30 protein-coding genes are annotated in these 25832 nt (G+C 62.8%); 9 read left to right on the plus strand and 21 right to left on the minus strand.

Annotated features, from left to right (window positions below; translation table 11 throughout):
• Nucleotides 1-30: 30 nt before the first annotated feature.
• From NKI96_RS18950 to cysS, 9 genes are all read right to left on the minus strand, one after another.
• Entirely contained in the window at nt 31-717 is a 687-nt protein-coding gene (locus NKI96_RS18950; protein ID WP_352805587.1) for a glutathione S-transferase family protein, read from the minus strand.
• Nucleotides 718-728: 11 nt separating this feature from the next.
• Nucleotides 729-1658, minus strand: coding sequence for an EamA family transporter RarD (gene rarD / locus NKI96_RS18955; RefSeq protein ID WP_023742610.1), 930 nt, complete (start codon nt 1656-1658; stop codon nt 729-731).
• Nucleotides 1659-1797: 139 nt separating this feature from the next.
• Entirely contained in the window at nt 1798-3414 is a 1617-nt protein-coding gene (gene cimA / locus NKI96_RS18960) for a citramalate synthase (RefSeq protein ID WP_023742611.1), read from the minus strand.
• 187 nt (nt 3415-3601) lie between these two features.
• Nucleotides 3602-4558, minus strand: coding sequence for a prolyl aminopeptidase (gene pip / locus NKI96_RS18965; protein ID WP_023684469.1), 957 nt, complete (start codon nt 4556-4558; stop codon nt 3602-3604).
• Nucleotides 4559-4566: 8 nt separating this feature from the next.
• Complete coding sequence (locus NKI96_RS18970) at nt 4567-5043, minus strand: GFA family protein (protein ID WP_023747452.1); 477 nt, start codon at nt 5041-5043, stop codon at nt 4567-4569.
• On the minus strand, nt 5040-5546 hold the full coding sequence (locus NKI96_RS18975) for a GFA family protein (protein WP_352805591.1): 507 nt from the start codon (nt 5544-5546) through the stop codon (nt 5040-5042). The genes NKI96_RS18970 and NKI96_RS18975 overlap by 4 nt, the downstream gene beginning before the upstream one ends.
• A gap of 22 nt (nt 5547-5568) precedes the next feature.
• Nucleotides 5569-5955 (minus strand): VOC family protein, encoded by a 387-nt coding sequence (locus tag NKI96_RS18980; protein WP_352443830.1) that lies wholly within the window; start codon nt 5953-5955, stop codon nt 5569-5571.
• Entirely contained in the window at nt 5952-6356 is a 405-nt protein-coding gene (locus NKI96_RS18985; RefSeq protein ID WP_352443831.1) for an endonuclease domain-containing protein, read from the minus strand. Before NKI96_RS18985 ends, NKI96_RS18980 begins: the two co-directional genes overlap by 4 nt.
• A gap of 283 nt (nt 6357-6639) precedes the next feature.
• Nucleotides 6640-8088, minus strand: coding sequence for a cysteine--tRNA ligase (gene cysS / locus NKI96_RS18990; protein WP_352805594.1), 1449 nt, complete (start codon nt 8086-8088; stop codon nt 6640-6642).
• Nucleotides 8089-8479: 391 nt separating this feature from the next.
• Here cysS and NKI96_RS18995 point away from each other — a divergent pair, with 391 nt between their 5' ends.
• Nucleotides 8480-8635: a hypothetical protein gene (locus tag NKI96_RS18995; protein ID WP_023673568.1), complete on the plus strand. Its 156-nt coding sequence runs from the start codon at nt 8480-8482 to the stop codon at nt 8633-8635.
• A 137-nt stretch (nt 8636-8772) separates the two neighbouring features.
• Here NKI96_RS18995 and NKI96_RS19000 read toward each other — a convergent pair whose 3' ends face one another.
• Nucleotides 8773-9531, minus strand: a complete 759-nt coding sequence (locus NKI96_RS19000) for an SOS response-associated peptidase (RefSeq protein ID WP_023820187.1) — start codon at nt 9529-9531, stop codon at nt 8773-8775.
• A gap of 123 nt (nt 9532-9654) precedes the next feature.
• Between NKI96_RS19000 and NKI96_RS19005 the strand changes: the two genes are divergently transcribed.
• The 4 genes from NKI96_RS19005 (at nt 9655) to NKI96_RS19020 (ending at nt 12003) form a co-directional block, all read left to right on the plus strand.
• Nucleotides 9655-10062 (plus strand): NUDIX hydrolase, encoded by a 408-nt coding sequence (locus NKI96_RS19005; RefSeq protein ID WP_031203100.1) that lies wholly within the window; start codon nt 9655-9657, stop codon nt 10060-10062.
• 67 nt (nt 10063-10129) lie between these two features.
• The gene (locus tag NKI96_RS19010; protein WP_023692875.1) at nt 10130-10507 is read left to right on the plus strand and encodes a TIGR02301 family protein; all 378 of its coding nucleotides are present in this window, start codon (nt 10130-10132) and stop codon (nt 10505-10507) included.
• 328 nt (nt 10508-10835) lie between these two features.
• The gene (locus tag NKI96_RS19015) at nt 10836-11093 is read left to right on the plus strand and encodes a hypothetical protein (protein ID WP_023673564.1); all 258 of its coding nucleotides are present in this window, start codon (nt 10836-10838) and stop codon (nt 11091-11093) included.
• Between the two features lie 106 nt (nt 11094-11199).
• Nucleotides 11200-12003, plus strand: coding sequence for a hypothetical protein (locus tag NKI96_RS19020; RefSeq protein WP_023692874.1), 804 nt, complete (start codon nt 11200-11202; stop codon nt 12001-12003).
• 41 nt (nt 12004-12044) lie between these two features.
• Here NKI96_RS19020 and NKI96_RS19025 read toward each other — a convergent pair whose 3' ends face one another.
• Together NKI96_RS19025 and NKI96_RS19030 are read right to left on the minus strand one after the other, a co-directional pair.
• Nucleotides 12045-12422 carry a hypothetical protein gene (locus NKI96_RS19025; RefSeq protein ID WP_023692873.1) on the minus strand — a complete coding sequence of 126 codons (378 nt, stop codon included), beginning with the start codon at nt 12420-12422 and terminating at the stop codon, nt 12045-12047.
• Between the two features lie 239 nt (nt 12423-12661).
• The gene (locus tag NKI96_RS19030; RefSeq protein ID WP_352805598.1) at nt 12662-13993 is read right to left on the minus strand and encodes a dihydroorotase; all 1332 of its coding nucleotides are present in this window, start codon (nt 13991-13993) and stop codon (nt 12662-12664) included.
• 82 nt (nt 13994-14075) lie between these two features.
• Between NKI96_RS19030 and ygfZ the strand changes: the two genes are divergently transcribed.
• The 3 genes from ygfZ (at nt 14076) to NKI96_RS19045 (ending at nt 17774) form a co-directional block, all read left to right on the plus strand.
• Nucleotides 14076-14936, plus strand: coding sequence for a CAF17-like 4Fe-4S cluster assembly/insertion protein YgfZ (ygfZ, locus tag NKI96_RS19035; RefSeq protein ID WP_023684483.1), 861 nt, complete (start codon nt 14076-14078; stop codon nt 14934-14936).
• Nucleotides 14936-15574 carry an HD domain-containing protein gene (locus NKI96_RS19040; RefSeq protein ID WP_352805600.1) on the plus strand — a complete coding sequence of 213 codons (639 nt, stop codon included), beginning with the start codon at nt 14936-14938 and terminating at the stop codon, nt 15572-15574. Before ygfZ ends, NKI96_RS19040 begins: the two co-directional genes overlap by 1 nt.
• A gap of 67 nt (nt 15575-15641) precedes the next feature.
• Nucleotides 15642-17774 (plus strand): putative bifunctional diguanylate cyclase/phosphodiesterase, encoded by a 2133-nt coding sequence (locus NKI96_RS19045; RefSeq protein ID WP_352805603.1) that lies wholly within the window; start codon nt 15642-15644, stop codon nt 17772-17774.
• On the opposite strand, the gene NKI96_RS19050 is transcribed toward NKI96_RS19045, so the two are convergent.
• Nucleotides 17743-18591 carry an AraC family transcriptional regulator gene (locus NKI96_RS19050; RefSeq protein WP_027049985.1) on the minus strand — a complete coding sequence of 283 codons (849 nt, stop codon included), beginning with the start codon at nt 18589-18591 and terminating at the stop codon, nt 17743-17745. The two genes, NKI96_RS19045 and NKI96_RS19050, sit on opposite strands and share 32 nt — an antisense overlap.
• A 91-nt stretch (nt 18592-18682) precedes the next feature.
• Between NKI96_RS19050 and NKI96_RS19055 the strand changes: the two genes are divergently transcribed.
• Nucleotides 18683-19873 (plus strand): amidohydrolase, encoded by a 1191-nt coding sequence (locus NKI96_RS19055; RefSeq protein ID WP_027049986.1) that lies wholly within the window; start codon nt 18683-18685, stop codon nt 19871-19873.
• Between the two features lie 9 nt (nt 19874-19882).
• On the opposite strand, the gene NKI96_RS19060 is transcribed toward NKI96_RS19055, so the two are convergent.
• The 8 genes from NKI96_RS19060 to NKI96_RS19095 all read right to left on the minus strand — a co-directional run bounded on the left by NKI96_RS19060 (nt 19883) and on the right by NKI96_RS19095 (nt 25809).
• Nucleotides 19883-20797, minus strand: coding sequence for a fatty acid desaturase family protein (locus NKI96_RS19060; RefSeq protein ID WP_352805606.1), 915 nt, complete (start codon nt 20795-20797; stop codon nt 19883-19885).
• Nucleotides 20775-20918 (minus strand): hypothetical protein, encoded by a 144-nt coding sequence (locus NKI96_RS19065; RefSeq protein WP_197031333.1) that lies wholly within the window; start codon nt 20916-20918, stop codon nt 20775-20777. The genes NKI96_RS19060 and NKI96_RS19065 overlap by 23 nt, the downstream gene beginning before the upstream one ends.
• 37 nt (nt 20919-20955) lie before the next feature.
• Nucleotides 20956-22419, minus strand: coding sequence for a RimK family ATP-grasp domain-containing protein (locus NKI96_RS19070; protein ID WP_023684488.1), 1464 nt, complete (start codon nt 22417-22419; stop codon nt 20956-20958).
• A gap of 5 nt (nt 22420-22424) precedes the next feature.
• Entirely contained in the window at nt 22425-23522 is a 1098-nt protein-coding gene (locus tag NKI96_RS19075; RefSeq protein WP_023670253.1) for a peptidase C39 family protein, read from the minus strand.
• Between the two features lie 159 nt (nt 23523-23681).
• Complete coding sequence (locus NKI96_RS19080) at nt 23682-24473, minus strand: anti-sigma factor family protein (RefSeq protein WP_023670251.1); 792 nt, start codon at nt 24471-24473, stop codon at nt 23682-23684.
• Nucleotides 24470-24988: an RNA polymerase sigma factor gene (locus NKI96_RS19085; protein ID WP_023670250.1), complete on the minus strand. Its 519-nt coding sequence runs from the start codon at nt 24986-24988 to the stop codon at nt 24470-24472. Before NKI96_RS19085 ends, NKI96_RS19080 begins: the two co-directional genes overlap by 4 nt.
• 162 nt (nt 24989-25150) lie before the next feature.
• Complete coding sequence (locus NKI96_RS19090) at nt 25151-25567, minus strand: type II toxin-antitoxin system VapC family toxin (RefSeq protein ID WP_023670249.1); 417 nt, start codon at nt 25565-25567, stop codon at nt 25151-25153.
• Nucleotides 25567-25809, minus strand: coding sequence for a type II toxin-antitoxin system VapB family antitoxin (locus tag NKI96_RS19095; protein ID WP_023670248.1), 243 nt, complete (start codon nt 25807-25809; stop codon nt 25567-25569). Before NKI96_RS19095 ends, NKI96_RS19090 begins: the two co-directional genes overlap by 1 nt.
• Nucleotides 25810-25832: the final 23 nt, after the last annotated feature.

The raw sequence follows: 25832 nt of genomic DNA on the forward strand, positions 1-25832 counted from the left end.
GAACGCGACGCGCTTTTCCTGGAATGCCCATCACGCCGTAGCGCGAAGATCCTCGACGATGGTGCCGGCGGCAGCGACCTCCGCCTCATGGTCCGGCTCCCGCCAGGTCTCGGCGAGACCCGCGGCATACCATTCCTGCATGGCCGGCAGGCCAAGCAATTGCGCGGGATAGGCTGCAGCTGCCCCTTCGAAAGACAATCCATAGGACTGGACGCGGAACGCCACCGGGGCGAAGAAGGCATCGACGGCGGTGAAGTGGCCGCCGGCAAGGAACGGCCCGCCGAACCGGGCAAGGCCATCGTCCCAGAGATCGCCCAAACGGAACAGATCCTGCTTCAGCGCGTCCGACATCGGCAATGGTTTTACCCGCAAGCCGCAATTCATCGGGCATGCGCCGCGCAAGGCCGTGAAACCAGAATGCATTTCGGCGGCGGCCGAGCGCGCCCAGGCTCGCGCCTTGGCCTCGGCAGGCCACACACCGTGGTGGCGCTCGGCGAGATACTCGGCAATAGCCAGCGAATCCCAGACAGCCCAGCCGTCATCCACCAGGCAAGGCACGCGCCCGCTGGACGAGAACGCCCGGTAGAGATCGAAACTGGGCCCGGTCGGAAACGGCGTCAATTGCTCCTCGAACGGAATGTCGAGGGTGCGCATCAGCACCCATGGCCGCAGCGACCATGACGAATAGTTCTTGTTGGCGATATGCAGCACGTACATCGAAAGGCTCCCTACTTCGGGGCCAACGCCACCGGGCGGATTTCACGGCCACGAAACATCGACCAGGAATACATCGCCAATGCCGCCCAGATCAGCGCGAAGGCAATTGCTTGCGTGGTGCCGAACGGCTCGTCGAAAATCAGCACGGCGATCAGGAACACCATGGTCGGTGCGATGTACTGCATGATGCCGATGGTGGAGAGGCGCAGAAGCTTGGCGCCGAAGGCGAACAGAAGCAGCGGCACCGAGGTGACTGGGCCGCAGCCGATGAGCAAAGCCATATCGGTGCCGTTGCTGGAGATGAAATGGTCCTGGCCGTTGACGACCAGGAAGACGATGTAGGCAAGCGCCGGCACCGAGAGCAAAAGCACTTCGAGCAGAAAGCCCTGGCTCGGGCCGATCGGCAGCGTCTTGCGGAAGAAGCCGTAGGCGGCGAAGGAAAAGGCCAGCGCCAGCGACACCCAGGGCAATTTGCCGGCGTCAACGGTGAGCACGGCAACGGCGATCGCCGCCAGTGCCACGGCCGCGATCTGCAGCCGGTCGAGCTTCTCGCCGAGAAGAGCCGCGCCGACGACGATGCTGACCAGTGGGTTGATGTAGTATCCGAGCGCGGTCTCGACGGTGCGGTCGACCGAGATCGCCCAGACATAGATGGCCCAGTTGACGGAGATCAGGGTCGCCGTCAGCGCCGCCATGGCGATGCTGCGCGGCGAGCGGATCGCCGCCTTGAAATCGGCTGTGCGGCCGGCCCAGACCAGCACTGCAGCAGCAATCGGCACCGACCAGACGATGCGGTGGGCGATCACCTCGATCAGCGGCAGATGCGCAACCGCCTTCATGTAGAAGGGCAACAGGCCCCATAGCAGATAAGCGCCGAGCGCGAGGAGAAAGCCGCTGCGGGCTTTGGAGTCGGCGTCGGGCTGGATCGTGTCGCTGGCCATGGCAAACGCTATGGCCCAGTGGGCCATCCAAAACCATCGCAAAATTATGATGGATCAATGGACTTCCGCTGATGGCTCAAGGGGCGGCGCCAGTTCCTCGCCCCACTTCGGGGGGCGAGGAAACCCACGTCTTGCAACCCTACTCCGCCGCCACCAATCCCGCCATGTCGCGGTTCTTCATCAGCTTGTAGACGATCGAATCCATCAGCGCCTGGAAGGAGGCGTCGATTATGTTTTCCGACACGCCGACCGTCCACCAGCGTGCGCCGGTGCCGTCATGCGATTCGATCAGGACGCGAGTGATCGCCTCGGTGCCGCCATTGAGGATACGCACCTTGAAATCGGCGAGCTCCATGTCGGCGATCTCGCTCTGGAATTTGCCGAGGTCCTTGCGCAACGCGATGTCGAGCGCGTTGACCGGGCCGTGGCCTTCGGCCACCGACATTTTCTCCTCGCCCTCGACCATCACCTTGACGATGGCTTCGGAGACCGTCTTCAACTGGCCGTTGGCATCGAAGCGGCGCTCGACCATGCAGCGGAACGAAGTGACGTTGAAGAACTCCGGCAGGCCGTGCAGCATTTTGCGCGCCAACAGCTCGAAGGAGGCATCGGCGCCCTCATAGGCGTAGCCCTCGGCCTCGCGCTCCTTGACCACCGAGATCAGCGCATCGAGACGATGGTCGTCTCTGGGCACATCGATGCCGCGCCGCTTCAGCTCGGCGAGGAAATTGGCCTTGCCGCCCTGGTCCGAAACCATAACGCGGCGGCGGTTGCCTACCGCCTCGGGCGGCACATGTTCATAGGTCGCCGGCTCCTTGGCCAGTGCGGAGGCATGGATGCCGGCCTTGGTGGCGAAGGCCGAGGCGCCGACATAGGGCGCCTGCGCTTCCGGAGCGCGGTTCAGCAATTCGTCGAAGGCGCGGGAAAGCCGTGAAATACCGGTCAACGCTTCAACCGAGATGCCAGTTTCGAAGCGATTGGCGAAGGCCGGCTTCAGCGCCAGCGTCGGTACGATCGAGACCAGATTGGCGTTGCCGCAGCGCTCGCCGATGCCGTTCAGCGTGCCTTGGATCTGGCGCACGCCGGCCTCGACGGCGGCGAGCGAATTGGCCACCGCCTGGCCGGTGTCGTCATGGGCATGGATGCCGAGATGGCCGCCCGGAATGCCTGAAACAATGACCTTGTCGACGATGGCGCGCACTTCCGAGGGCTGCGTGCCACCATTGGTGTCGCACAACACCACCCAGCGCGCGCCGGCATCATAGGCGGTCCTGGCGCAGGCCAGCGCATAGTCGGGATTGGCCTTGAAGCCGTCGAAGAAATGCTCGCAATCGACCATCGCTTCCTTGCCGGCGGCAACAGCTGCTTCGACCGACGCGTTGATCGAGTCGAGGTTTTCCTCATTGGTGCAGCCGAGCGCGACGCGGACATGATAGTCCCAGCTCTTGGCGACGAAGCAGATGGCGTCGGACTTGGACTGCACGAGCGCTGCCAGGCCCGGGTCGTTGGACGCCGACACGCCTGCCCGCTTGGTCATGCCGAAGGCGACGAACTTTGCCTTCGCCGTGCGCTTCTGCTGGAAGAAGGCGGTGTCGGTCGGATTGGCGCCCGGATAGCCGCCTTCGACATAGTCCATGCCGAACTCATCGAGCAGCTTGGCAATCGCGATCTTGTCCTCGACGGAAAAGTCGATGCCCGGCGTCTGCTGGCCATCGCGGAGGGTTGTGTCGAAGAGATAGAGGCGTTGTTTGGTCATTGTTCTGTTGGCGCGCGAGCACCCCCCTCTGGCCTGCCGGCCATCTCCCCCTCAAGGGGGAAGATCGGCAGCTTTAGCGTCGGATCGTTTCCTGCAGCGACGGAGATTTGCGAAAGCGCCGATGACAGCCAATCTCCCCCCTTGAGGGGGAGATGTCCGGCAGGACAGAGGGGGGTGCCACGCGCTGTCATTTCCCCGCAAACCCATCCGTCGCGCGTATCAGCCGATCCAGAATCCCCGGCTCCGAATAGGAATGGCCGGCGCCTTCGATGAGGTGGAAATCCGCCTTCGGCCAGGCCTTGTGCAGGGCCCAGGCATAGCGCGCCGGGCACGGCATGTCGTAGCGGCCGTGGACGATTGTGCCGGGAATATCCGCGAGCTTATGGGCATCGCGCAGAAGCTGCCCCTCCTCCAGCCAGCCGGCGTGGACGAAATAGTGGTTCTCGATGCGGGCAAAGGCGATGGCGAAGTGGTCCTCGCCGAACTTGTCGCTGGTCTCCGGCTCCGGTAGCAGCGTGATCGTCTCACCTTCCCACAGGCTCCAGGCAAGGGCGGCTTCCAGCTGCGCCTTGCCATCGGCGCCGACCAACCGCCTGCGGTAAGCGGCCATCATGTCGCCGCGCTCGGCTTCAGGAATTGGCGCCAGGAAACGCTCCCATTTGTCGGGGAACATCTCGGAGACGCCGAACTGATAGTACCATTCGAGTTCGGCGCGGGTCAGCGTGTAGATGCCGCGCACGACAAGCTCGCTGACGCGATTAGGATGCGTCTCGGCATAGGCCAGCGCCAGCGTCGAGCCCCACGAGCCGCCGAACACCAGCCATTTTTCGAAGCCGCACATCTCACGCAGCCGCTCGATGTCGGCAACCAGGTGCCAGGTGGTGTTGGCCTCGAGCGAGGCGTTGGGTGTCGATTTCCCGCAGCCGCGCTGGTCGAACAGGATGACGTCGTAAAGCTTCGGGTCGAACAATTGCCGATGTTTTGGCGAGAAGCCGCCGCCGGGACCGCCATGCAGGAAAACGGCCGGCTTGGCGCCCCTGGTTCCGGAGCGCTCCCAGTAGATATGATGGCCGTCGCCGACATCGAGCATGCCGGACTCGAACGCCTCGATCTCTGGATAAAGAGTACGAAGTTCACTGTTCATTTCATTGCTCATATCTTCAGGCCGTGCGCGGGCCAGTCCGTGGTTTCGTGGTCGGGATGCTGGAAGGAGATGATCTGCTCCTGGCGGGAGTAGAAATCCGGATCCTGATGCACGGGCTGGTCAAAGATCGTTTCCACCCAAGGCAATCGGACCGCGTAGTTGACCTGGATCTGCGGCGCCAGATCGGAGCGGTCGTCGAAGGCGCCGATGGCGATCTCCAGTGCGCCAGGTTGGCGATAGGTCAGCGGTGTACCGCAGCGGGAACAGAAGCCGCGATCGATGTTGACCGACGACTGGAAATAGGTGGGCTCTTCGCGCATCCATTCGACGCCATCCTTGGGCACTGTCACCAGCGCGCCGAAAAACGAACCGAACTGTTTCTGGCACATGCGGCAATGGCAGATGGACGCCCGGCCGAGCTTGCCCTTGATGCGGAAACGCACGGCACCGCACTGGCAGCCGCCGGTCCGAACTTCATCGGTCATGATTTTCCCTCTGGCGGCCGGTGTTCGGTGTCCCATTGTTCGGTGTCATGATCGGGATGCTGGTAGGAGACAAGCTCGGCAAGATAAGGCGCCGACGACATGTCGGCCATCGTGTCCTCGCCCGGCAATTGCGGAAGGGTGTCGACATAAGGCAGTTTTGCCTCGGTGCCCCACTGGATCAGCGGCACGATTTCGGCCGGATTGTCGAAGGCGCCAATGGCAAGGCCGACGCCGTCGGGCGCGGTAAAGGTCAGCGGCGTGCCGCAATTGGCGCAAAAGCCACGATCGACATGGCTGGACGAGGCGAAATATTTCGGTTCGCCGCGCGTCCAGTCGAGTTTGGCGCCACGCACCGAGACCAGGGGCGCGTAAAATGAGCCGAACGCCTTCTGGCACATGCGGCAATGGCAGATCGAGGCGTCACCCAGCGCACCCTCGACGCGAAAGCGCACCGCGCCGCACTGGCAGCCACCGGTGTAGATCGGCCGGTTGTCGAGGCTCATGGCGTCTCACTCCGTTTCATAGTCATTCGGGCGCATGGCAGACGGCCTCGACATTGTTGCCGTCGGGATCCAAGACGAAGGCGCCGTAATAGTCCGGGTGATAATGCGGGCGCAGCCCCGGCCCGCCATTGTCCTTGCCGCCGGCGGCGAGCGCAGCGGCATGGAAGGCGTCGACCTCGGCGCGGCTGCGCGCGGTGAAGGCGACGTGCTGATGGGTCCTCGGCCTGTCATCGCTGGCCTGCAGCCAGAACACCGGCCGGTCGCGGCCATAGCCACCGACCTTGGCGCCGCCGGTATATTCCAGTGGCACCATGTAGATCAGCGAGGCGCCAAGCGGCGCTATCGCCTGGTCATAAAAGGCTTTCGACGCGTCGAAGTCGGCGACATTGATGCCGAGATGGTCGATCATGAAACAAGCTCCTCCCTTGCTGGCGCCGGCACGTCGGCGCCGGCCAAGCCGGCCCCGATGACGATGTGCTGGCAGGCATTGTCGATATCGCGGATGACGTCGTCGTTCCAGAAGCGCAGGATGGTCCAGCCACTGGCACTCAATTGAGCGCTGCGTGCCTTGTCGCGTTCTGCATCTTCTACGTCGGCATGCTGACTGCCATCAACCTCGACTACGAGGTGGTGGGCCGAACAGGCGAAGTCGACAATGTAGGGTCCAATCGGTACCTTTCGGCGAAAGCTCATCCCCATCAGCCGGTGAGCCCGCAACTCATTCCACAGTTTCAGCTCGGCATCGGTCATGACGCGACGCATGGACTTTGCATTCTTGCGCTGACGCGATGGAACGAGGTCGTGACCCATGCTCAGGCCACTCCGCGCTGGCGATTAGCGAAAACCGAGGCGAGGGCTGATCTCCCCCCTTGCGGGGGAGATGTCCGGCAGGACAGAGGGGGGTGCTGTCCCGCCAGCGTCTCAACCGGCAGCCATTGCGTTCTCAGAAAGTGGCCGAAATGAAAGTGGGCAAGAAGGAACGCTGGCGTTCCTTCACACCCCCCTCTGTCCTGCCGGACATCTCCCCCGCAAGGGGGGAGATTGGCTGTCGCTGCCGCCTTCGCCAATCTTACAACGGTGTCTCGCGCCACCCTCACCGCTTCACCTCCCACGTCGTCACGCGTTCGCTGGTGACAGGATCCTTGCCGTCCTTCAGCTGCACGCCTTGCTCCAGAAGCTCGTCGCGGATGCGGTCGGCCTCGGCCCAGTTTTTGGCGGCGATGAGTTCCAAGCGCTTGGCGATCGCCTTGGCGATCGCTGCCTCGTCGACCTTGGCCGCGCCGATATCGAAGCCGAGAAAGAAAAGCGCCGCTTTCAGCGAAGCGGCTGCGGCGTTCTGACCGCTGCCGGTAACCTCCGCTGCTTCGCCGGCGAGCTGCGTCAACCGCTGGAAGGCAGCGTAGGTGGCGAGATCGTCGGATAGCGCCGCCACAACGTCATCTGGCACCTGCCCTGCCGACGGCGCCAGGTCAGCCGCGCGTTTCCATTTGCGCAGCGTGTTCTCGGCTTCCTCCAGCTTGCGCACGGAAAAATCGATCGGCTCGCGGTAATGCGTCATCAGCATCGCCAGACGCAGCACCTCGCCCGGCCATTTGCGGCCGCCGAAAGTTTCGGTCTCCAGCAGTTCGGCGATCGCGTAGAAATTGCCGACGCTCTTCGACATTTTCTGGCCCTCGACCTGCAGGAAGCCGTTGTGCATCCAGACATTGGCCATGACGTCGGTGCCGTGGGCGCAACGCGACTGGGCGATCTCGTTCTCATGGTGGGGGAAGATCAGGTCCAAGCCGCCGCCATGGATATCGAAGACCTCGCCGAGATACGCGGCCGACATGGCCGAGCACTCGATGTGCCAGCCCGGACGGCCCCTGCCCCATGGGCTGTCCCAGCCGGGCTCTTCCGGTGACGACAATTTCCACAGCACGAAATCGCCCGGGTTCTTCTTGTGAGCGTCGACGGCAATTCGCGCACCGGCCTGCTGTTCGTCGAGATTGCGCTTCGACAGCTCGCCATAATCCGGCATCGAGGCGGTGTCGAACAGCACTTCGCCGGCGGCGACATAGGCGTGGCCGCGTTCGATCAAACGTTCGATGAGGGTGATCATGTCAACCTTGCCGTCGGCGCGGCGCGCCACGAACTCGGTGGCGCGCGGCTCGACCGTCGGCGGCAAGCAGCCTAGTGCGGCGACATCCTTGTGGTACTGATCGGCGGTCTTTTCGGTGACGCGGCGGATCGCTTCGTTGAGCGTCAGGTTTCCCGACGCGATCTCGGCGCCGAAATCGCGCAGCGCGCGGGCGTTAATCTTGTCGTCGACATCTGTGATGTTGCGCACATACGTGACACCAGCCTCGCCGTAGAGGTGACGCAGCAAACGGAACAGCACGTCGAAGACGATCGCCGGACGCGCATTGCCGATATGGGCAAAGTCGTAGACGGTTGGGCCGCAGACATACATGCGCACATTCGACAGGTCGATCGGGACGAACACGTCCTTCGTCCGCGTTAGCGTGTTGTAGAGGCTGAGACCCTTCGATGCGTCAGACATGCGTGCCCTTCCGGTCCGTTAAGTTCTGGAGAGAGCCTTACCTGTGCCAAGGCACAAATCGGGCTCCAGCCTGCTGGCCGGGGCGTTTGTCCACTCTGGGGAAAGATGAGGCGAAAACGTCCGGACCAGCGCGAAGCTAGCCAATAATGCAAATGCCACAAATGGCGAAAAACGTTTTCATCGGCGGCTTTATCGCCTTGGGCGGTGTTGCCGTCAAGTCGCAACTTCCGGCAAAAGCGTCGCTGGATCATAGGTCAGGAGCCGCTGAAACATTTTATTAAACATGTCGGCACAGTCATGAAACATTCGCCGGCTAGTCCACCATAGGTCACGATTCGGTCAGATTCGGCCGGCAAACGCAGACACGGAAATGTTACCAGGGAAGAGATCGATGTCACGAACCAAGCAGGAATCGAGCCGCGCCAAGCAACCGGCGCTCGCCAACCACTACCGTGCGATCGGCCCGGCCGCGATCGTCGCCGCCCTTCTCCACACCGCGAAGAATAAAAAGCCGGCGCCGAAAATCACTTCGCCCCGCGCTGCCTGAACAGGCATCGTGCCGGCCGCCGACAAGGCGTGCGCCGGAACGGAAGGCTGAGGCGCCTATAGCGCGCCTGAAACAACAGCTCTTCCTATTGAGCAGGTTCTTCCCGAAGACCGGACCTGGCTTCTTGGGAACGCGCTCTAAAACAGCGTCATCTGACTGTCGTCCGCGCCGGGCTTCTGGCGCCTGACCTTGCCGGGCTCGACGATGCCCATGTCCTGTATCTCCGGCCCGGTGTTGGCGACCTTGTTGACGAGGTCGGAGACCGGAATTGCCTCGAAGAAATCGGGCAGCGCGGGTTTGAGCAGGTCGGCCACGTCGCGCGGTTCGAGCGTGCGGCAGTCCAGCCAGCGGGCGAAATCTTCCGGCGCGATCACCACCGGCATCCGGTCATGGATATGGGCGATGCTGGCATTGGCGTTGACGGTAAGAATGGCGCCGGTGTCCATTTCCGAACCGCCCGGCTCGGCATAGGTTTCAATCAGCCCGGCAAAGGCGATCAACCCGCCATGCCGCGGCCGTATCCAGTAGGGCTGGCCCTTCTTGCCGCTGCCGGATTGCTGCCACTCATAGAAGCCGGAGGCCGGCACCAAGGCACGGCGATGGCGCATGGCGGCTTTGAACGAGGCTTTTTCAATAGCGCCTTCCGAACGCGCGTTGATGAGCAGCGGAAATTCCCTGGTGTCCTTGACCCAGGTGGGGATCAGCCCCCAGCGCACCAGCATCGCCTGGCGATCCGGGAAATTCGAGCCCGGCATGCGCGGCGGCCCCGACAACGCCATCAGCACCGGCTGCGTCGGCGCGATGTTGTAGCGGGCCGGAAAATCCTCCAGCTCCGCCAGGCCGAGCAAGGCGGCGGTCTGGTCGGGCGTCGCCGTCAGGGCAAAGCGTCCGCACATTGGCAAGCTCGATGAATTGATCCGATCGCGAACGTGGCGATGGAACCGGCGCTGCGCAACCGCTAAAGCTGCTCGCTGCCAGCCGGTCCACAGGGTGGGCCTCACATAAGCGAATCGATATCGATGAACGAGCAGCGCAAGATACTTCCCGCAGTCTCGGTCGCCGTCGTGCGCGGCAGGACGGTGCTGCTGGTCAAACGGGCGCGGCCGCCGTCGCAGGGGCTTTATGCCTTTCCCGGCGGCAAGGTCGAGCCCGGCGAGACGCTGCAAGAAGCAGCAGTGCGCGAATTGCTGGAGGAAACCGGGCTGCGGGCGCAGGACTATCGTCCGCTTCGCGACATCCACATCGACGGCAGCGGCGAGAATCACCCTGTCGACTATCTGCTGACCGTGTTCGGCGCCGTTTATGCCGGCGGCGAAGCGACGGCCAGCGACGATGCCGAGACCGCCGCCTTCTATAGTCTTGATGAAATGGCGACGCTGCCGCTCGCGGGTGACGTCATGGAGGTGGCTGAAGAGCTTTTGGCCTGAAGCAGGCCCATATCTGCCGCTCCGAGAATCGCCTTGCAGGCGACAAAATGTTTCGTCAGATAGACTTATGACCCGCACCTCGCTGTTCCTTGCCGCATGCATCGCCACCGCCACGGCTTTTGCCGTGCAGCCGGCGCTGGCCGCCGAGTCGCCGTTCGAGCCCGGGCTGATGCGACTGGCCGAGGTGCTGGGGTCGCTGCATTTCCTGCGCAATCTGTGCGGCGAAAAGGGCGACCAGTGGCGCACCGAGATGGAAAAGCTGATCGATTCGGAAAATCCCGATCCGGAGCGGCGTGCCCGCTTCATCGCCAGCTTCAACCGCGGTTACCGTTCCTTCGGCGGCACCTATACCCAATGCACGCCGTCAGCGACCGAAGCCATCAGCCGCTACATGAAGGAAGGCGAGACGCTGTCGCGCGACATCGCCTCGCGTTACGGCAACTGACGAGCGCCAGACGGCGTTTAGCGAACGCCTTTTCGAGCACCCGCCTTGTATCCACGGCACGTTGATGCAATCTTGGTGTTGCACTTGCGCAACAGTATTAACGAAACGTTAGCGCGCGAATGCGGAATTAACTCAAACTGAAGGTTTTCATCCCGCTCACCGGTCTAATCGGCTAAGTTTGAATCGGACCGAACGCAGGCGACGAAGTTTGTAAAGACGATCAAAAAAATGTCGTATTTACAGATACTTACTTAGCCTGCGTGAGATAGGGGCAGCCCAAGCCGGATCCGACCCGTCGGACCGCCGCTTGAAAAGGTGGACATCGCAAATGGAACATGGCGTCAACGACATCGACGCGCTGGTCAGGGAAGAAAAGCGCCTGACCGCGGTGGAAAGCCATAGCGAGGCCTGGGCGGAAGGTCTGTCGGCCGGCATAGAACCTGAAATCATCGCCGAGGCAGCGCTTGAAACCGCGTTCGGCGAGATGCTGCGAGCCAATGGCGAAACCTCGGCCCTTGCCCTGCTCGATCGCATGCGTGAAAAGGTGATCGCCGGCGCCTTCGAGCCGGAGCGGTTTCGGCACTAGGCGTCGCGCGTCTCAGAGGGTGCATCGCCAGCTTACCGGTTCTTTGACGACGGCGCGCCGTTTGGGCATCATGCCTGAACAGCCTAGGCCCAAGGAGAGGCAAGCGGTGAATTTTTCGATGTCAGGCCGGCCTCGCGGCGTGGTCCTCAGCATCTGGCTTGCCGCCTCTTGCGCCGCGGTTCCGCTGGCGCTTGTCCTGACCAGCAACCCTGCCTATGCGCTGAGCGAGATCAAGCGCGAGGAGCTTCCAGCTCCTGCCGGGCCACCAGCCAATGGTGAGACGGCGCCGTCTGAAAATTCAGTGCCAATGCCCGATCTGCCCGGCACGGCGCCACCGGCCGCCAGCCAGCCGAAATCGCCCACGGAGCCCGGACAAAGCCAACCGGAAGCCCCCGCCAACGATGGCGGCGTGGCCAACCCGCGTGCCGATCCAGAAGCGCCGGTGCCCGAAGTCGTCTATGACCTTTCCAAATTGCCCGAGCCCGTCAGGCGCATGCGCGATCTGATGGTCGAGGCCTGCGTCAGCGGCGACATCGAGAAGCTGCGGCCGCTGATCGGCAAGGGCGACACCATGACCCAATTGTCGCTGGGCGAAATCGAGGGCGACCCGATCGCCTTCCTGAAAGGGCTATCGGGCGACAAGGAAGGTCAGGAAATCCTCGCCATCCTGGAAGAGGTGCTCAATGCCGGCTATGTCCATGTAGACGTCGGCACACCGCAGGAACTCTATGTCTGGCCGTATTTCTTCGCCCTGCCGCTGGACAAGCTCAACGCCAGGCAGCGGGTCGAACTGTTCAAGATCGTCACCGCCGGCGACTATGACGACATGAAGCAGTTCGGAGCCTACATCTTCTACCGCGTCGGCATTACGCCCACCGGGCAGTGGACGTTTTTCGTCGCCGGGGATTGAACGGCCGGCGAATAGCTGTCTCTCCTGCGCGGTTGAGGCGCTTATTTACAACTGTATTCCCAAGTGAAAATTTGAGGATGCTCAGCGTCGGGATCCTCGTCTTGTTCAGGATCCCTGCTTACGGCTATACTCCCCAGGGCGCTGACGCCATTTTGGCAACTACCCTTGATCAATCTCGCCACCATTCCAAAAACTTGCAGATGCCGATCTCGGAACGACATCTCCGCCAGCGGCCCATCATACTTTTCTCTGTTATGAATGACCTCTATGCGTCTCTTGTTCGAACCCAGGTCGATTATAGAGTAGTTGAATTCCGATCCGCTCAATTCAGACACACCCTGCTTCGGGGTATCCAGGGCATTTGCCGAAACTTCAGTCATACCCAGAATGATCAAGATAGCGGAGATATATCTGAGCATAATTCCCCCCAATAAACGAGAATTAGAGTCTGTCTTGCCGGATGCTTTCCAGAGTAATTCCAGGAAAAGTGTGAAACGGCTTTCCGTCCGAATTGCGTCCAAACAAAGAGAGTGACGGATTTGGCAGAACAATGCACCGCTTTGGTTAGTAAATACGCCGCGGTATTGGCCTGTCCCGCCTGGCGGTCGAACGGGGATCCGTAGCCGAGGACACGTATGGTGGTTCGTTATCCGGCCGCCTAAGCCGGCAGCGCCTCGGAAAACTCCACCGGCCTGCCCTGTCCTGGCGTGACGATCTCGCCTTCCCACATCACGCGACGACCGCGCACGATGGTGCCGATCGGCCAGCCGGTGACTTCCTTGCCGTCATAGGGCGTCCAGCCGGCCCTGGAGCCGGCTTGCGCATTGGTGATGGTCTCGCGCCGCTGGAGGTCGACAATGGTGAAATCGGCATCGTAGCCGGCGGCGATGCGGCCTTTCCTGGCCATGCCGAAGATGCGCTGCGGGCCGTGGCTGGAGAGGTCGACGAAGCGCTGCAGGGTCAGCAGGCCTGAATTGACATGGTCGAGCATGATCGGCACCAGCGTCTGCACCCCGGTCATGCCAGACGGTGAGGCCGGATAGGGCTTTGCCTTCTCGGCCAGCGTGTGGGGGGCGTGGTCGGAGCCGAGCACATCGACAATGCCTTGCGCAATGCCGTGCCAGACGCCGTCGCGATGGCGGGCCGCGCGAACCGGCGGATTCATCTGGATCAGCGTGCCCAGCCGCGCATAGTCGTCGGCGGCGAGTGTCAAATGGTGCGGCGTCGCCTCGCAGGTGGCGACATCCTTGTGCTGTTGGAGGAAGATGATTTCCTCGGCAGTGGAGATATGCAGCACATGGATGCGGGCGCGGGTGTTTCGCGCGATGCGCACCAGCCGCTCGGTACAGCGAAGCGCCGCGATCTCATCGCGCCAGACGGGATGCGATGACGGGTCGCCCTCGACGCGCAGGCCCAGGCGCTCGCGCAGCCGGAACTCGTCCTCCGAGTGAAAGGCGGCACGGCGGCGGGTGTTGCGCAGGATCGATGCGACACCCTCGTCGTCCTCGACTAGCAGGTCGCCGGTGGACGAGCCCATGAACACCTTTATCCCGGCAGCACCCGGCAGCCGCTCGAGCTCACCGACATCATCGGCATTCTCGCGCGTGCCGCCAACCCAGAAGGCGAAGTCGCAATGCATCCGGCTGGTGGCGCGGCGCACCTTGTCGGCAAGCGCCGCCTCGCTGGTGGTCAGCGGATTGGTGTTGGGCATTTCGAAGACGGCGGTGACCCCGCCCAGAACAGCGGCGCGAGATCCACTCTCGAGATCTTCCTTGTGCTCCAGCCCCGGCTCGCGAAAATGCACCTGGCTGTCAACGACGCCGGGCAGGACGTGCAGCCCGCGACAGTCGATCGCTTCGCCGGCCGAAGCTTGGCGAAGATCGCCCATTGCGACGATGCGACCACCCTTGACGCCGACATCGCGCGCGCCCTCGCCATCATGGTTGACCACCGTGCCGCCTGTCAGGATGAGGTCGTAGGTGGTGGCCATGGGCGTTCGGTCTCTTGCGGGGGGAGTATCGTCGGCTTACGTAAAGGCCGACCGTTTTGCAAGATCAGGTTCTTTGCCGCCCATGCCTTTTGCCCTGCTCAAAGACCGCGCTCTCATTTCCGTGTCAGGCCCGGATGCCGAGCATTTTTTGCAGAACATCCTCACCACCGACCTCGACACGCTGGCCGTCGACGCGGCAAAGCCCGGTGCGCTGCTTTCGCCGCAAGGCAAGATCCTGTTTGATTTCCTGATCTCGCGTAGCGGCGAAGACGCATTCCGGCTGGATTGCCGTGCCGATATCGCAGACGACTTCCTGCGCCGGCTGATGCTTTACAAGCTGCGCGCCAAGGCCGAGATTGCTAGGCAGGATCAAGTGCTTGTGACGGTTGCCTGGGGCGATGATTCAAGCGCCTCACCTTCTGATTCAACGACACTTGCCGATGTCCGCTTCCGCGATGTGGTTGTGAGCCGTTCCTATGGCGGCGCATCCGCAGGTGGCGACCCGGCTGCGTGGAAGGCGCTCCGCATCGCCAAAGGCATTGCCGAAAGCGGTTCCGATTATCAGCTCGGCGATGCCTTCCCTCACGACGTGCTGCTCGACGAGACCGGCGGCGTCGGCTTCAAGAAAGGCTGCTATGTCGGCCAGGAAGTGGTCTCGCGCATGCAGCATCGCGGCACCGCCAGGCGCCGCGTGCTGATCGTTTCGGCCGACCGCGCCTTACCCGCGCCCGGCACGGAGCTGACGGTTGCGGGGCGGCCGGTCGGCACGCTCGGCTCGACCGCGGGCACGGCCGGACTCGCCATTGCCCGCATCGACCGGGTCAAGGCGGCGCTCGACGCTGGCCAGCCGGTACTGGCCGGTGATGTCACCGTCTCGCTCGCCATCCCGGCCTGGGCGCAGTTCAGCTTTCCCAGGGAAGCCATCGGCGCGGAGGACGCCTGATGGCTGCCGATCGCGTCGGAGCGCCACCGCGCGCGTGGCAGCGCATGCTGTCGGGACGGCGGCTCGACCTGCTCGATCCCTCGCCGCTCGACATCGAAATCTCCGACATCGCCCACGGGCTTGCCCGCGTCGCCCGCTGGAACGGGCAGACCCGCGGCGATCACGCCTTTTCGGTCGCCCAGCATTCGCTGCTGGTCGAGGCGCTGTTCAGCGAGTTGCAGCCGGACGCCTCGGCCAATGCGCGGCTGGCAGCACTGCTGCATGACGCGCCGGAATATGTCATCGGCGACATGATCTCGCCGTTCAAATCGGTAATGGGCGGCTCCTACAAGGAGTGTGAGCTGCGTCTCCAGCGCGCCATCCATCAGCGCTTTTCGCTGCCGCCCGAACTCGGCGTCGGCTTGCGCAAGGAGATCAAGCGCGCCGACCAGATCGCCGCCTATTACGAGGCGACGCTGCTTGCCGGTTTCTCGACCGCGGAAGCAACCGAGTTCTTCGGCCGGCCGCGCGGGTTCAATGCCGACCGCTTCGACTTTAAGCCGCACTCGGTGACCTCGGCGCAAGCTGCCTTCCTCAAACGCTACGCCAGGCTTGAAAAGCAACGCCAGGCAACGGTTGCCGTGCATTCGGCGCAGTGAACATACGCTAAATTAACCAGCGGTAACCACAGTACCGGGTTTCGATCACGGTCAGCAGGCACGCCTCATGTCCGTTGCGCACGTCAAGGGTGGTTCGCCCGTCCGCAGACGGGGAGCCGGAGGCGTCGCCGCGCCACGGCAGATCGCCGACGAACTGCGCCACCAGAACGAGCGCTTTTCCGCGGCCGTCGAGAATATGTCGCATGGGCTGTGCATGTTCGACGCCGACGAGCGGATGATCATCTGCAACGGCAACTATATCAGCATCTTCTCCCTCGACGCGAAGATCGTGCGGCCCGGCATCGCGTTCCTGGACATTCTAAAGCACAGCGTCGACATCGGTGTCGCCTCACAGAGCGCCGAAGACCTGTATGCCATCCGCAAGCCCTATATCGAGCGCGCGCAAGCCTCGACCTACGAGGAAATACTGTCGGACGGACGCATCGTTTCCATCACGCACCGGCCGCTGGCCTCAGGCGGCTGGGTGTCGATCTATGAGGACATTACGGAGCAAAGGCGGGCCGAGCAGGAACTGAAGGAGCAGCACCGCCGCTTCGATGCGGCGCTCGCCAACATGTCGCAAGGCCTGTTGATGTACGACGCCGAAGGCACGCTGATCGTGCGCAACCAGCGCTTCCTCGACCTCTACAAGGTCACGCCTGACGACTTCCCGCTCGGCATGAGCCAGCGCGCCCTGCTCGAACAGATGGTGCGACTGCGCATCTATCCGTCGATGGACATTGACGGCGAGATCGCCAACACCAGAGCCAGCCTGCAGGCCGGTGAGGAGCGTTCGACAGACCGCAGCCTTGCCGATGGCCGAACGCTGCTGGTTGCGCGCCGGCCGCTTACCGGTGGCGGCTGGGTGGCGACCTTCGAAGACATCACCGAGCGCCGGCGCGCCGAAGAGCGCATGAGCCACCTTGCACATTACGACACGCTGACCGACCTGCCCAACCGCTCGATGTTTCGCGAACGGCTCGACCAGGCGATGACCGGCGATACACCGTTGGCGATCTTCTCGCTCGACCTCGATCGCTTCAAGGCCGTCAACGACACCTGGGGACACCCGGCCGGTGACTGGCTGCTGAAATGCGTGGCGGAGCGGTTGCGGCACAGCCTGCGCAGCGACACCGATGTGGTCGCCCGCCTCGGTGGCGACGAGTTCGCCATCCTGCAGTTCAATCCCAAAGGCGCCACCGATGCGGAACAACTGGCAAAACGCATCGTCGCTGTCGTCAGCCAGCCGTTTCGCGACAAGGGCCGCGACATGCATGTCGGCATCAGCCTTGGCATCGCGCTGTATCCCGGTGACGGCAAGGACGCCGACACGCTTTTGAAGAACGCCGACATGGCGCTTTACAGCGGCAAGAGCGAAGGCCGCAACGTCTACCGCTTTTTCGAGCCCGGCATGGATGCCTTGGTGCGGGCGCGCCTGGCGCTCGAAACCGATCTCGAGACGGCACTGAAGCGGCGGGAGTTCGTGCTGGAGTTCCAGCCGATCACCAACATCGCGTCGGGCAAGATCGTCGGCGCCGAAGCGTTGATGCGGTGGAATTCACCGACGCGCGGCCTGGTGGCGCCCGACGATTTCATCGCAGCCGCCGAAGACAGCGGGCTGATCGTTCCGCTGGGCGAATGGGCGCTGAAACAGGCCTGCAGCGTGGCCGCCGGCTGGCCGCCTGGAATGCGCATCGCCGTCAATGTCTCGGCAGTCCAAATCAGAAGCGCCGACTTTGCCCGCAGCGTGATTTCGGCGCTGGCCGTTTCCGGTGTGCCGGCCAGCCGGCTCGAACTGGAAATCACCGAGACCGTGCTGATGGATGAGAGCGAGACGGTGCTGAAGACGCTGAGACAGCTGCGCGAACTCGGTATCCGCATCGCGCTCGACGATTTCGGCACCGGCTATTCGTCGCTCGGCTATCTCAGGCGTTTTCCCGTCGACAAGATCAAGATCGACCGCTCCTTCATCCACGATATCGACAACAAGGACACGGCGGCGATCGTGCGCACGATCATCGGGCTTGGTGCCGAACTTGGCATCACCGTCACCGCCGAAGGCGTCGAGACCGAAGCGCAGCTCGACATATTGCGCAAGGCTGGCTGCGTCGAGGCGCAGGGCTTTCTGATCGGCATGCCGTCAAAGGCCGCCGACACGGCTCGACTTCTCAAGACGAGGGCAGCGTCCCGGCGCGCCTGAACATCCCCGGCGTCATTCCATGCGCGGCGCGGAAGGTGCGCGAGAGATGGCTTTGGTCGGAGAAGCCGGCCGCAAAGGCGGCACCGGCGAGATCTGAACCTTGCCGGATCAGCAGATCGGCACGGCGCAGCCTGCGGTCACGGATGAAGGCAGCAGGGGTGAGACCCAGCACTTTCCTGAAATCGCGGATAACTTGAAAGCGCGTCACGCCTGCGGCTTCAGCGAGCCGCTGCAAATCGAGGTCCGAGTTCAGATGATCTTCGATGACCTGTTCATAGACCCGGAGCCGGCTTTTCGATCCGAAGCTTTCGACCGCCTCGCGCCGCCGGCCGCCCCAATCGCCATGGCGCAGGATGAGCTTGCGCAAGGCGATCAGCATGGATGTTTCGGCGCTCGTGGCATCACCCGATGTCGAAGCCAAGTGCGCGACGCCTACTGCCTGGACGAGATCGGCATCATCGACGATCGCTTGCGAAAACAACGGCGGGCGATCCTGCCCGAGTTCGTCCGCGATCGCACCCATGAGCGAGGCCGACGGATAGAAGGTGCGGTAAGCCCAACCCTGGTCGGCACCCGCCTCGCCGTCATGCCATATCTCCGGATTGACGAGCAGAACCGTGCCCGACGGCGCGAGGACAGTCTCGTTGCCGATGCGGACCCGCTCGCACCCTTGCGTGATCAGGGCGACGACATAGGTCGGGTGCGTGTGCAGCTGGTAGCGATGCCGCGTGAAGCGCGCCTTGAGCATGCCAAGATCGCGAAAGCGCGGATGACGCCAGAACTGCGTCGTCTCCTGAGGCTGTTGAATTCCAGACACGGTCAATCCTGTTCAAGACGCTGCCGGCGCAAATCCTTTACGTGCTGGCATCGACAAGGCCGAATTTACGATAGCCGGCAAGGAGAGCGCAATGCTGCACAACGACCCCATCGCCGCCCTCACCCCGCAGGTGGTGGAATGGCGGCATCACATCCACGCCAACCCCGAACTCGGTTTCCAAGAGTATGAGACCGCGCGCTTCGTCGCCGACAAGCTGCGCACCTTCGGGCTCGACGAGGTTCATGAAGGCAAAGGCGGCACCGGCGTGGTTGGCGTCCTCAGAGGACGACCAGGCGTGCGCGCCATCGGGCTTCGGGCCGAACTCGATGCCTTGCCCGTGCTGGAGAAGACAGGATTGCCCTACGCGTCGAAGAAAGACGGCGTGATGCATGCCTGCGGCCACGACGGGCACATCGCGATGCTGCTCGGCGCCGCCAAGCTGCTCGCCGACAACAGAGCCTTCGACGGCACCGTCTGTTTCATCTTCCAGCCGGCGGAAGAAAATGAAGGCGGCGCCATGCGGATGATCGAGGACGGACTGTTCGAGCGCTTCCCCGTGGAAGCCGTCTACGCCGTCCACAACTGGCCGGGGCTGCCGCTCGGAAAGATCGCGGCCCGTGCCGGGTCGATGATGGCGGCCGTCGACACTTTCGAACTGAACTTTGAGGGGACCGGCGCGCATGCCGCCATGCCGCAGCTAGGCGACGATCCCGTGCTCGCGGCCGGCGCCTTCGTTCAAGCCGTGCAGCGCATCGTCAGCCGTTCGGTCGACCCGCAAATGGCGCTGGTCGTTTCGATCACCCAGATCCATGGCGGCAATGTCGGCAACATCGTGCCGGGCAAGGTCTGGCTGCAGGGAACCTGCCGCTTCTTCGAGCCCACTTTGTCGGACCATTGCGAAAGGCTGATCGGCGACATCGCGCAAGGCATTGCCTCGGCGCATGCACTCACCGCCAAGCTCGCCTACAAGAAAGGCTACCCGCCGCTGGTCAACACGTCGGCTGCCACTGACCGGGCCGTCCAGGCGGCAACCGCGGTTGTCGGCCGCGAGCAGGTCGAGACCGCATTCAACCCGAGCCTCGGCTGCGAGGATTTTGCCTACATGGTCCGCGAAGCCGGCGGCTGCTATGCCTGGGTCGGCGCGGGAGCGGTCAGACCGGGCGAAGGGCTGCACGGCGATCGCTATGTCTTCAACGACGCCATCGTCCCCACCGTGCTCCGCTACTTCGTTGCCCTTGTCGAACAGACGCTGCCGGCCACGGCAGCGGGAACTGAGGTTTGAACGTCACCGTCAGCGCAGCATGTCGACGTATTTCTCGTGGAAGCTGACATAGCCGGGTTCGACGACTTTGAGATGGCGCTCGATCAGCTGGTGGAAGGCCGGCAGCTGATGGAAGGGCACGCCGGGATAGGCGTGGTGCTCGGCGTGATACGGCATGTTCCAGGCGACTTTGCGCACCAGCAAGTTGGTCAGCGTGGTGCGGGTGTTTTCCAGCATGTTGGCGACAAGCGGGCAGCGGCCATGCTCGGCCAGCAGATAGAGCCTGAGGAAGGGCTGGCCGAGCAGCGCCGGCACGATCCAGACATAGAGCAGTACACTTGCCTCGAACCACAGGGCTAGCGCGGCGACCACGACATAGAAAGCGATCATGGCGCGGGCTTCAGTGCGCACCTTGGGCAGGCCTTTCGGCGGCACGTAGCTGTCGTGGCAGCCGCCAATCGCGTTGGTGTAGAGTGTCTGCAAATGCCCCCACCACACCGGCAGGCCCGAGACGTGGACGATGTATTGCCGCATCGTCTCCGGTTTCGGGAAGGCGAGTTCCGGATCGGTCTCTGGATCCTGGGTGAAACGGTGATGGGCGAAGTGGAAATAGCGAAACCAGTCGGCGGGCAGCGCGATCGCCAGGCTGCAGACCCTTGCGGCGGCATCGTTGAGCCACTGCGTCTCGAACGCCGTCCTGTGCACCTCATGCAGCAGCGTGAACAGGAAGACGATGAGAATGCCTTGCGGCAACATCAACAGCGGCCAGTACGGCACCTTGGCCGCAATCAGCCCGCCGATAGCCACAATCGCGCCGAGATGGAAGGCGAGTTGGACCAGACCCGGCCCGTCCGACTTGCCGGTGAGGCGGCTGCGCTGCTCATTGGTCAGAGACGCGACGACGTCGCGATGGTCTCTGGGTTCAAACTGGGCCGATACGGTCATGGCGCCAAGCTACTCGATGCACGACAAGCGCGTCCGGCTTCAATCTGCCGCGCTCGCCGAAACGGCGGTAGATCTCCTTGCGGTCGCAGCCGGTGAAATCCTCGATGACGATGAACTGCATTTTCCCCCTCGGTTGAATTGCCGCCCGGGACGGCAAACTAACGCCCGGGACGGTCCAGCCGCTCCAGGAACCATTGCGTCAGCCGCACCCAGACTTCGTCCTTTTCGCCGGAATCCTCCCAGCCATGGTCGAGGTTCGGGTTGTCGTTGACCTCGATGACGAAGACGCCATCCTTGGTTTCCTTGAGATCGACGCCGTAAAGCCCGTCGCCGATGCAGCGCGCCGCCTTCACCGCGGTGTCGACGACATGCGGCGGCGTCTCTTTCAGCGTGAAGGTCTTGATGCCGCCCTGGTCGGGCTTGCCGCTGGCCTTGTGGTTGACGATCTGCCAGTGTTTTTTCGCCATCAGATAATGCACGGCAAACAGCGGCTGCCCGCCGAGCACGCCGACGCGCCAGTCATATTCGGTCGGGATGAATTTCTGCGCGATCAGGAGATCGGAATCCTCCAGCCACTCGGTGGCGAGCGTCTTCAGTTCTTCGAAGTTGCCGCATTTCTTGACGCCGCGCGAGAACGATGAATCCGGGATCTTCAGCACCAGCGGAAAGCCCAGCGTCTGCGCCGCCAGTTCGAGGTCCGAGGTGCCGGCTATCATCACCGTCGGCGGCACCGGCACCTTGTTGTAGGCCATCAGTTCGTTGAGATAGACCTTGTTGGTGCAGCGGATCATCGACAGCGGGTCGTCTATCACCGGCATGCCTTCCTGCTGGGCGCGGCGCGCGAAGCGGTAGGTGTGGTTTGAGATCGAGGTGGTCTCGCGGATGAACAGCGCGTCGTAATTGGCGAGCTTGGCCAGGTCCCTCCTGGTGATCGGCTCGATTTCGACGCCCATCTTTTCGGCGATCTTGGCCCAGTAACGCAGCGAGGAAATCTCCGACGGCGGCAGTTCTTCATGCGGATCGACCAGCGTGGCGAAGGTGTAGCGTGCCGGCGTGCGGCCCTTGGTGTCGCGCCACTCGCGGTTGGTGTACGTCTCGAGCGCCTGCACGAATAAGGCTTCTTCCTCCTCGGCCATCCTGGCCAGCGGCAGGAAGCCGATCTTGCGGATCGAAGCCCATTCGGCGCTGTCCTTGATGTGAACCTCAAGCGCCGGAGCGCGGAACCAGTCGAACAACAGCTTGGCGAAGCGGTCCCAGACCTTCGACGGTCCGATGCCGAAGAAGATGCAGATTTTTTGCGGGAAAACGCCTCCGAGATCCTTGCGGCACTTGTTGAGCGCCAGCTCCAGTTCCGGCAGCGCGTGCTCGTAGAGCTTGCGCTCGGACAGGTCGATCATCGTCTCGACCGTCGGGATGACCTTGTGGCCGCGCGAACCGGCGAGCAGAGAGGCATAATAGCCGCGGCTCTGGTAGGCGTAATTGTTCGACAGGTTGATGACCTTCGGCTGCTGGCCCCGAAACAGCGCCGGATGCGCAAGATAGTCACGGTTGGTGATGATCTTGTGCGGCGTCGCCGCCGGGTCGAGATCGTTCTGACGGCCGGTGAGGATGACCCAGGTCATTGTTATCAGCGTTTCCCAAGAGTGATGGCAGCACGCAGTCCGTCGCGGCCGAATTGCGCCATGTTCATGAAGATGCCGTGCGGCACGGGAATGTTGGCGGCATCGAGGATGGTCTCCTGTCTTTCGTCCTCGACCCAGGGATCGTGGATCAGGATGTGGTCGCCATCGTCGCCGATAGCCAGCACCCAATGCGGCACCTTCTTGCCGAACATCAGGAAGCCGCTGATCAGCACCAGCACCAGTTTTCCCTGAGCCAGGGCGCCGCGTATATCGTCGATGGTGAACGGACGGTAATTCACCGGGATGCCGTATAGTTCCGCGCGGCGGCGAAAGTCCACCTGGGCAAGTTCCATCACCCGGCGCTTGTCGTCGCTGCGCACCGATTGCAAGAACAGCGCGCCATAGAAGGACACGAAGATTTCCGCCGCAAGCCCGCTTTCGTAGCCGGAAACCGCAAGGCCGAAGGGCTCGCAGCCGCCGGGGCCGGACATCATGAACACGGTCGTTGCCTCGCGCCATAGGCGGATTTCCATGACCGGATCGGGCACGAAGCCCGAATCGAAATTGGCCATCGCCATCATCAGGCAGCATGGACCGCAGGTGAACTCGCAGGTCTGCTGGTAGAACGGGACTTTGGTGGCGACCGGAATATCGCCGCGCAAGGTCTTTTCGTAGCGCAGCGCGGTGGCGCCATCCTCGTAATAGTGAGGCTCGCGACCGATCTTGCGGTAGCCGCTCTGCTCATAGATGCCGATGGCGCGAAGATTGTCCTCGCGCACTTCGAGACGCAACATCATGCGGTCGTGCTCGAAGGCAGCTTCTTCGGCCGCTGCAAGCAGCATGCGGCCAATGCCGCGGCCCCTGAAAAACGGGCTGGTGGCAAGCGAATAGAGCCGGGCGACGCCGCTGCCCTTGCGAAACAGCACGATGGCGTAGCCGGCGACACGACCATCGCTTTCGGCGACCAGCATCTCGGCTGTCTCGCGTTCGATCAACAGGCGGAAGGAGCGCCGGGAAATGCGGTCACTGGAAAAGACCGCCTTCTCGATGGCGGCGAGGTCATCGACGTCGGACGCGCGGGCCTTGCGAATCTCGGCAGGCATGCGGGTTTGGAAAACCTCGATTGGGTGGAGGAAAAGGCCGCGGTCAAAAACGTCGCAAACATCAGCCGAAACGCCGATATCCATCAAGCGCTATCGCACTTCGAATAGGGCCGAATTGTGACACTTTCTACCCCGGCGCATTCCCGAAACGGAATGCGCTTAACTGGCGATACCAGCCAGAAGCTGACCGTAGGCCCGCTTGGCGACCGCAGCCAGTTGCTCGCGCGGCAGCGAGCCGACGACGGCGCAGGCATAGCCCTTGTCCAGCCAGTAGACCGCCTCGGGGCCGTCGGCCTCGGCCATGTAGGTGCCCTTGGACTTGGCTGAGGAATCAGCGGTAACGAACAAGGAGATGCGCTGACCCTTGGCGTCCTCGTAAAGCAGCATCGCTGCCTTGCCCTGGCCGGCCGGCAGCAGCCGGCCGCCAACCAGCTGGAAGCCTTCCGCCACCAGATCCGGCGCCACCAGTTTCAGGCCGACGCGGTTGGACAGCCAGGTCTGCAGGTGATCCTTGTCGCTTGCCGGCACTTCCACCGCATGGCGCTGTTCGGCGGCATAGATGACATGGGCGGCGATCGCCTCTTCGGCCAGTTGGTCATCGGCGCCATCTTCCCTGCCGATGCCGTCGATGCCGGCAAAATAGCCGCCAAGACCGCCGATGACGAGCACTGCGGCCGCCGCGGCCGCAAGCCACCAGCGCGACTGCCGCGCCGCCGCCTTGGTCGCGCCTTCACCGCTAACGATCTGCTTGAACAGCACCGGCACGGGCTCGTCGAGCACACCGGCAAAGGCGGCGCGCAACGCGGCGCGGTCGGCGGTGTAGCGGGCGCTTTTCGCCTTCATTTCGGGATTGGCGTCGATCCAGGCGTCGTAGGCGGCGCGCTCGTCGCCCGGCAGCTCGCCGTCGAGAGCCATGTGGATATCGCGTTCGGAAAAATCGCGGCGGGTCATTTCTCGACGATCCTTATCGAGCGGCGGCGCGCCGTGTCATCGAGCAGGCTGCGCAGCTCCTCGCGTCCGCGCGCTATGCGCGACATCAGCGTGCCGGCGGGCACGCCGAGAATGTTGGCGGCTTCGGCATAGGAGAATCCTTCGATGGCGACCATGACTAGAGCGGCGCGGCGGTCGGGGCTGATCGCCTGCAATGCGTCGATGATCTCGCGCGAGGCGGCGTTCTCGGCCTGCTCGGCGGGGACTGCCTGCGCCTCGTTTGCGTCAAGCGGCAGGATCGCCGCCTCACCGCGCCGGTTCACCTTGCGCATCTGATCGATGAACAAATGATGCATGATCGTAAACAGCCACCTCCGGGGGCTTTCTCCCGTCTGCCAGCTTTCAAGCCGCAAGAGCGCTCGTTCGAGGCAATCCTGGACGAGATCGTCAGCGGATTCGCGGTCGCGCAGAAGCGAGCGTGCGTAGCGGCGCAGGCGCGGTATTTCGCCAAGGATTGCTGCCTTCTTTTCGTCCATGACCGCTGGTTCTGAGGTCGCCCTTGTTTAACCCGATTGAACGCGCCTTCCCGGCGCGGCGCAAGCGGCCAGCGCGAAGCGGTCTGCCGCCCCGGTCACCCAAGCAGTGAGATAACGAGTTGATCGGCTAAATTATTCCCCGCAATCAACAAAAGGGCCGAATTATCCTAAATCGGTCTGTGCAAAATCATGGCCTTTGTATAGCAGTGGAAGATCGCGGCTTTTCGCGCAGGCGTAAGCAAAACAGTCCCCGAGATTCAGATCCGCCTTGTGGCCAACGGCTTTGCCGTAACGGGCACTCGCGTCAATGGCCCGAGAGCCGATGTTGTCGTCAATGGCCAGACTCTCTCCCATGATCTCCACAATGAACTCATCGATCAGATCGCGGGCATGGAGAAGGGCTTCAGCGCTGGGTCTGCGCGGGCCGGCGCCGGCCCTTGCCAATGCCTGTGTTGCTTCGAAGTGAACCAACGGAGAAACCCAGACCTGCCCGGAAAAACCGGATAGCTGCTTCAGCAATTCCTCCCACCCAGGTTCCTGGTTGAGAATGGCGACGATCACCGACGCGTCGACAAACATCAGTCTTCCCACATCTCGTCGGTGAACTTCTTCATATCGAAATCGGGATTGGGCAGGCCAAGCTTCCTGGCCCTGTCCTGAAGACTGGCGATCCGATCGCGCAGCGGCACCTTCGCCCGATTGCGCTCAAGTTCGTGCACGAGCGCGACCCGCACCGCCTCCGTTTTGCTCGGAGCGTTCGTCTCGCGTTGCAATCTGCTGGCCAGCGCATCCACTTCGTCGTCGCGGATATAGAGCGGCATCGAATATCCTCCGTTGGATATTG

Source organism: Mesorhizobium sp. M0292, from assembly GCF_040321695.1.
GTDB lineage: Bacteria > Pseudomonadota > Alphaproteobacteria > Rhizobiales > Rhizobiaceae > Mesorhizobium.

What these genes read in the sequence shown, in the direction of transcription:
- NKI96_RS18950 (WP_352805587.1), bottom strand. Translation starts at nt 717, where the DNA reads ATGTACGTGCTGCATATCGCCAACAAGAACTATTCGTCATGGTCGCTG.
- rarD (WP_023742610.1), bottom strand. Translation starts at nt 1,658, where the DNA reads ATGGCCAGCGACACGATCCAGCCCGACGCCGACTCCAAAGCCCGCAGC.
- cimA (WP_023742611.1), bottom strand. Translation starts at nt 3,414, where the DNA reads ATGACCAAACAACGCCTCTATCTCTTCGACACAACCCTCCGCGATGGC.
- pip (WP_023684469.1), bottom strand. Translation starts at nt 4,558, where the DNA reads ATGAACAGTGAACTTCGTACTCTTTATCCAGAGATCGAGGCGTTCGAG.
- NKI96_RS18970 (WP_023747452.1), bottom strand. Translation starts at nt 5,043, where the DNA reads ATGACCGATGAAGTTCGGACCGGCGGCTGCCAGTGCGGTGCCGTGCGT.
- NKI96_RS18975 (WP_352805591.1), bottom strand. Translation starts at nt 5,546, where the DNA reads ATGAGCCTCGACAACCGGCCGATCTACACCGGTGGCTGCCAGTGCGGC.
- NKI96_RS18980 (WP_352443830.1), bottom strand. Translation starts at nt 5,955, where the DNA reads ATGATCGACCATCTCGGCATCAATGTCGCCGACTTCGACGCGTCGAAA.
- NKI96_RS18985 (WP_352443831.1), bottom strand. Translation starts at nt 6,356, where the DNA reads ATGGGTCACGACCTCGTTCCATCGCGTCAGCGCAAGAATGCAAAGTCC.
- cysS (WP_352805594.1), bottom strand. Translation starts at nt 8,088, where the DNA reads ATGTCTGACGCATCGAAGGGTCTCAGCCTCTACAACACGCTAACGCGG.
- NKI96_RS18995 (WP_023673568.1), top strand. Translation starts at nt 8,480, where the DNA reads ATGTCACGAACCAAGCAGGAATCGAGCCGCGCCAAGCAACCGGCGCTC.
- NKI96_RS19000 (WP_023820187.1), bottom strand. Translation starts at nt 9,531, where the DNA reads ATGTGCGGACGCTTTGCCCTGACGGCGACGCCCGACCAGACCGCCGCC.
- NKI96_RS19005 (WP_031203100.1), top strand. Translation starts at nt 9,655, where the DNA reads ATGAACGAGCAGCGCAAGATACTTCCCGCAGTCTCGGTCGCCGTCGTG.
- NKI96_RS19010 (WP_023692875.1), top strand. Translation starts at nt 10,130, where the DNA reads ATGACCCGCACCTCGCTGTTCCTTGCCGCATGCATCGCCACCGCCACG.
- NKI96_RS19015 (WP_023673564.1), top strand. Translation starts at nt 10,836, where the DNA reads ATGGAACATGGCGTCAACGACATCGACGCGCTGGTCAGGGAAGAAAAG.
- NKI96_RS19025 (WP_023692873.1), bottom strand. Translation starts at nt 12,422, where the DNA reads ATGCTCAGATATATCTCCGCTATCTTGATCATTCTGGGTATGACTGAA.
- NKI96_RS19030 (WP_352805598.1), bottom strand. Translation starts at nt 13,993, where the DNA reads ATGGCCACCACCTACGACCTCATCCTGACAGGCGGCACGGTGGTCAAC.
- ygfZ (WP_023684483.1), top strand. Translation starts at nt 14,076, where the DNA reads ATGCCTTTTGCCCTGCTCAAAGACCGCGCTCTCATTTCCGTGTCAGGC.
- NKI96_RS19040 (WP_352805600.1), top strand. Translation starts at nt 14,936, where the DNA reads ATGGCTGCCGATCGCGTCGGAGCGCCACCGCGCGCGTGGCAGCGCATG.
- NKI96_RS19045 (WP_352805603.1), top strand. Translation starts at nt 15,642, where the DNA reads ATGTCCGTTGCGCACGTCAAGGGTGGTTCGCCCGTCCGCAGACGGGGA.
- NKI96_RS19055 (WP_027049986.1), top strand. Translation starts at nt 18,683, where the DNA reads ATGCTGCACAACGACCCCATCGCCGCCCTCACCCCGCAGGTGGTGGAA.
- NKI96_RS19060 (WP_352805606.1), bottom strand. Translation starts at nt 20,797, where the DNA reads ATGACCGTATCGGCCCAGTTTGAACCCAGAGACCATCGCGACGTCGTC.
- NKI96_RS19065 (WP_197031333.1), bottom strand. Translation starts at nt 20,918, where the DNA reads ATGCAGTTCATCGTCATCGAGGATTTCACCGGCTGCGACCGCAAGGAG.
- NKI96_RS19070 (WP_023684488.1), bottom strand. Translation starts at nt 22,419, where the DNA reads ATGACCTGGGTCATCCTCACCGGCCGTCAGAACGATCTCGACCCGGCG.
- NKI96_RS19075 (WP_023670253.1), bottom strand. Translation starts at nt 23,522, where the DNA reads ATGCCTGCCGAGATTCGCAAGGCCCGCGCGTCCGACGTCGATGACCTC.
- NKI96_RS19080 (WP_023670251.1), bottom strand. Translation starts at nt 24,473, where the DNA reads ATGACCCGCCGCGATTTTTCCGAACGCGATATCCACATGGCTCTCGAC.
- NKI96_RS19085 (WP_023670250.1), bottom strand. Translation starts at nt 24,988, where the DNA reads ATGGACGAAAAGAAGGCAGCAATCCTTGGCGAAATACCGCGCCTGCGC.
- NKI96_RS19090 (WP_023670249.1), bottom strand. Translation starts at nt 25,567, where the DNA reads ATGTTTGTCGACGCGTCGGTGATCGTCGCCATTCTCAACCAGGAACCT.
- NKI96_RS19095 (WP_023670248.1), bottom strand. Translation starts at nt 25,809, where the DNA reads ATGCCGCTCTATATCCGCGACGACGAAGTGGATGCGCTGGCCAGCAGA.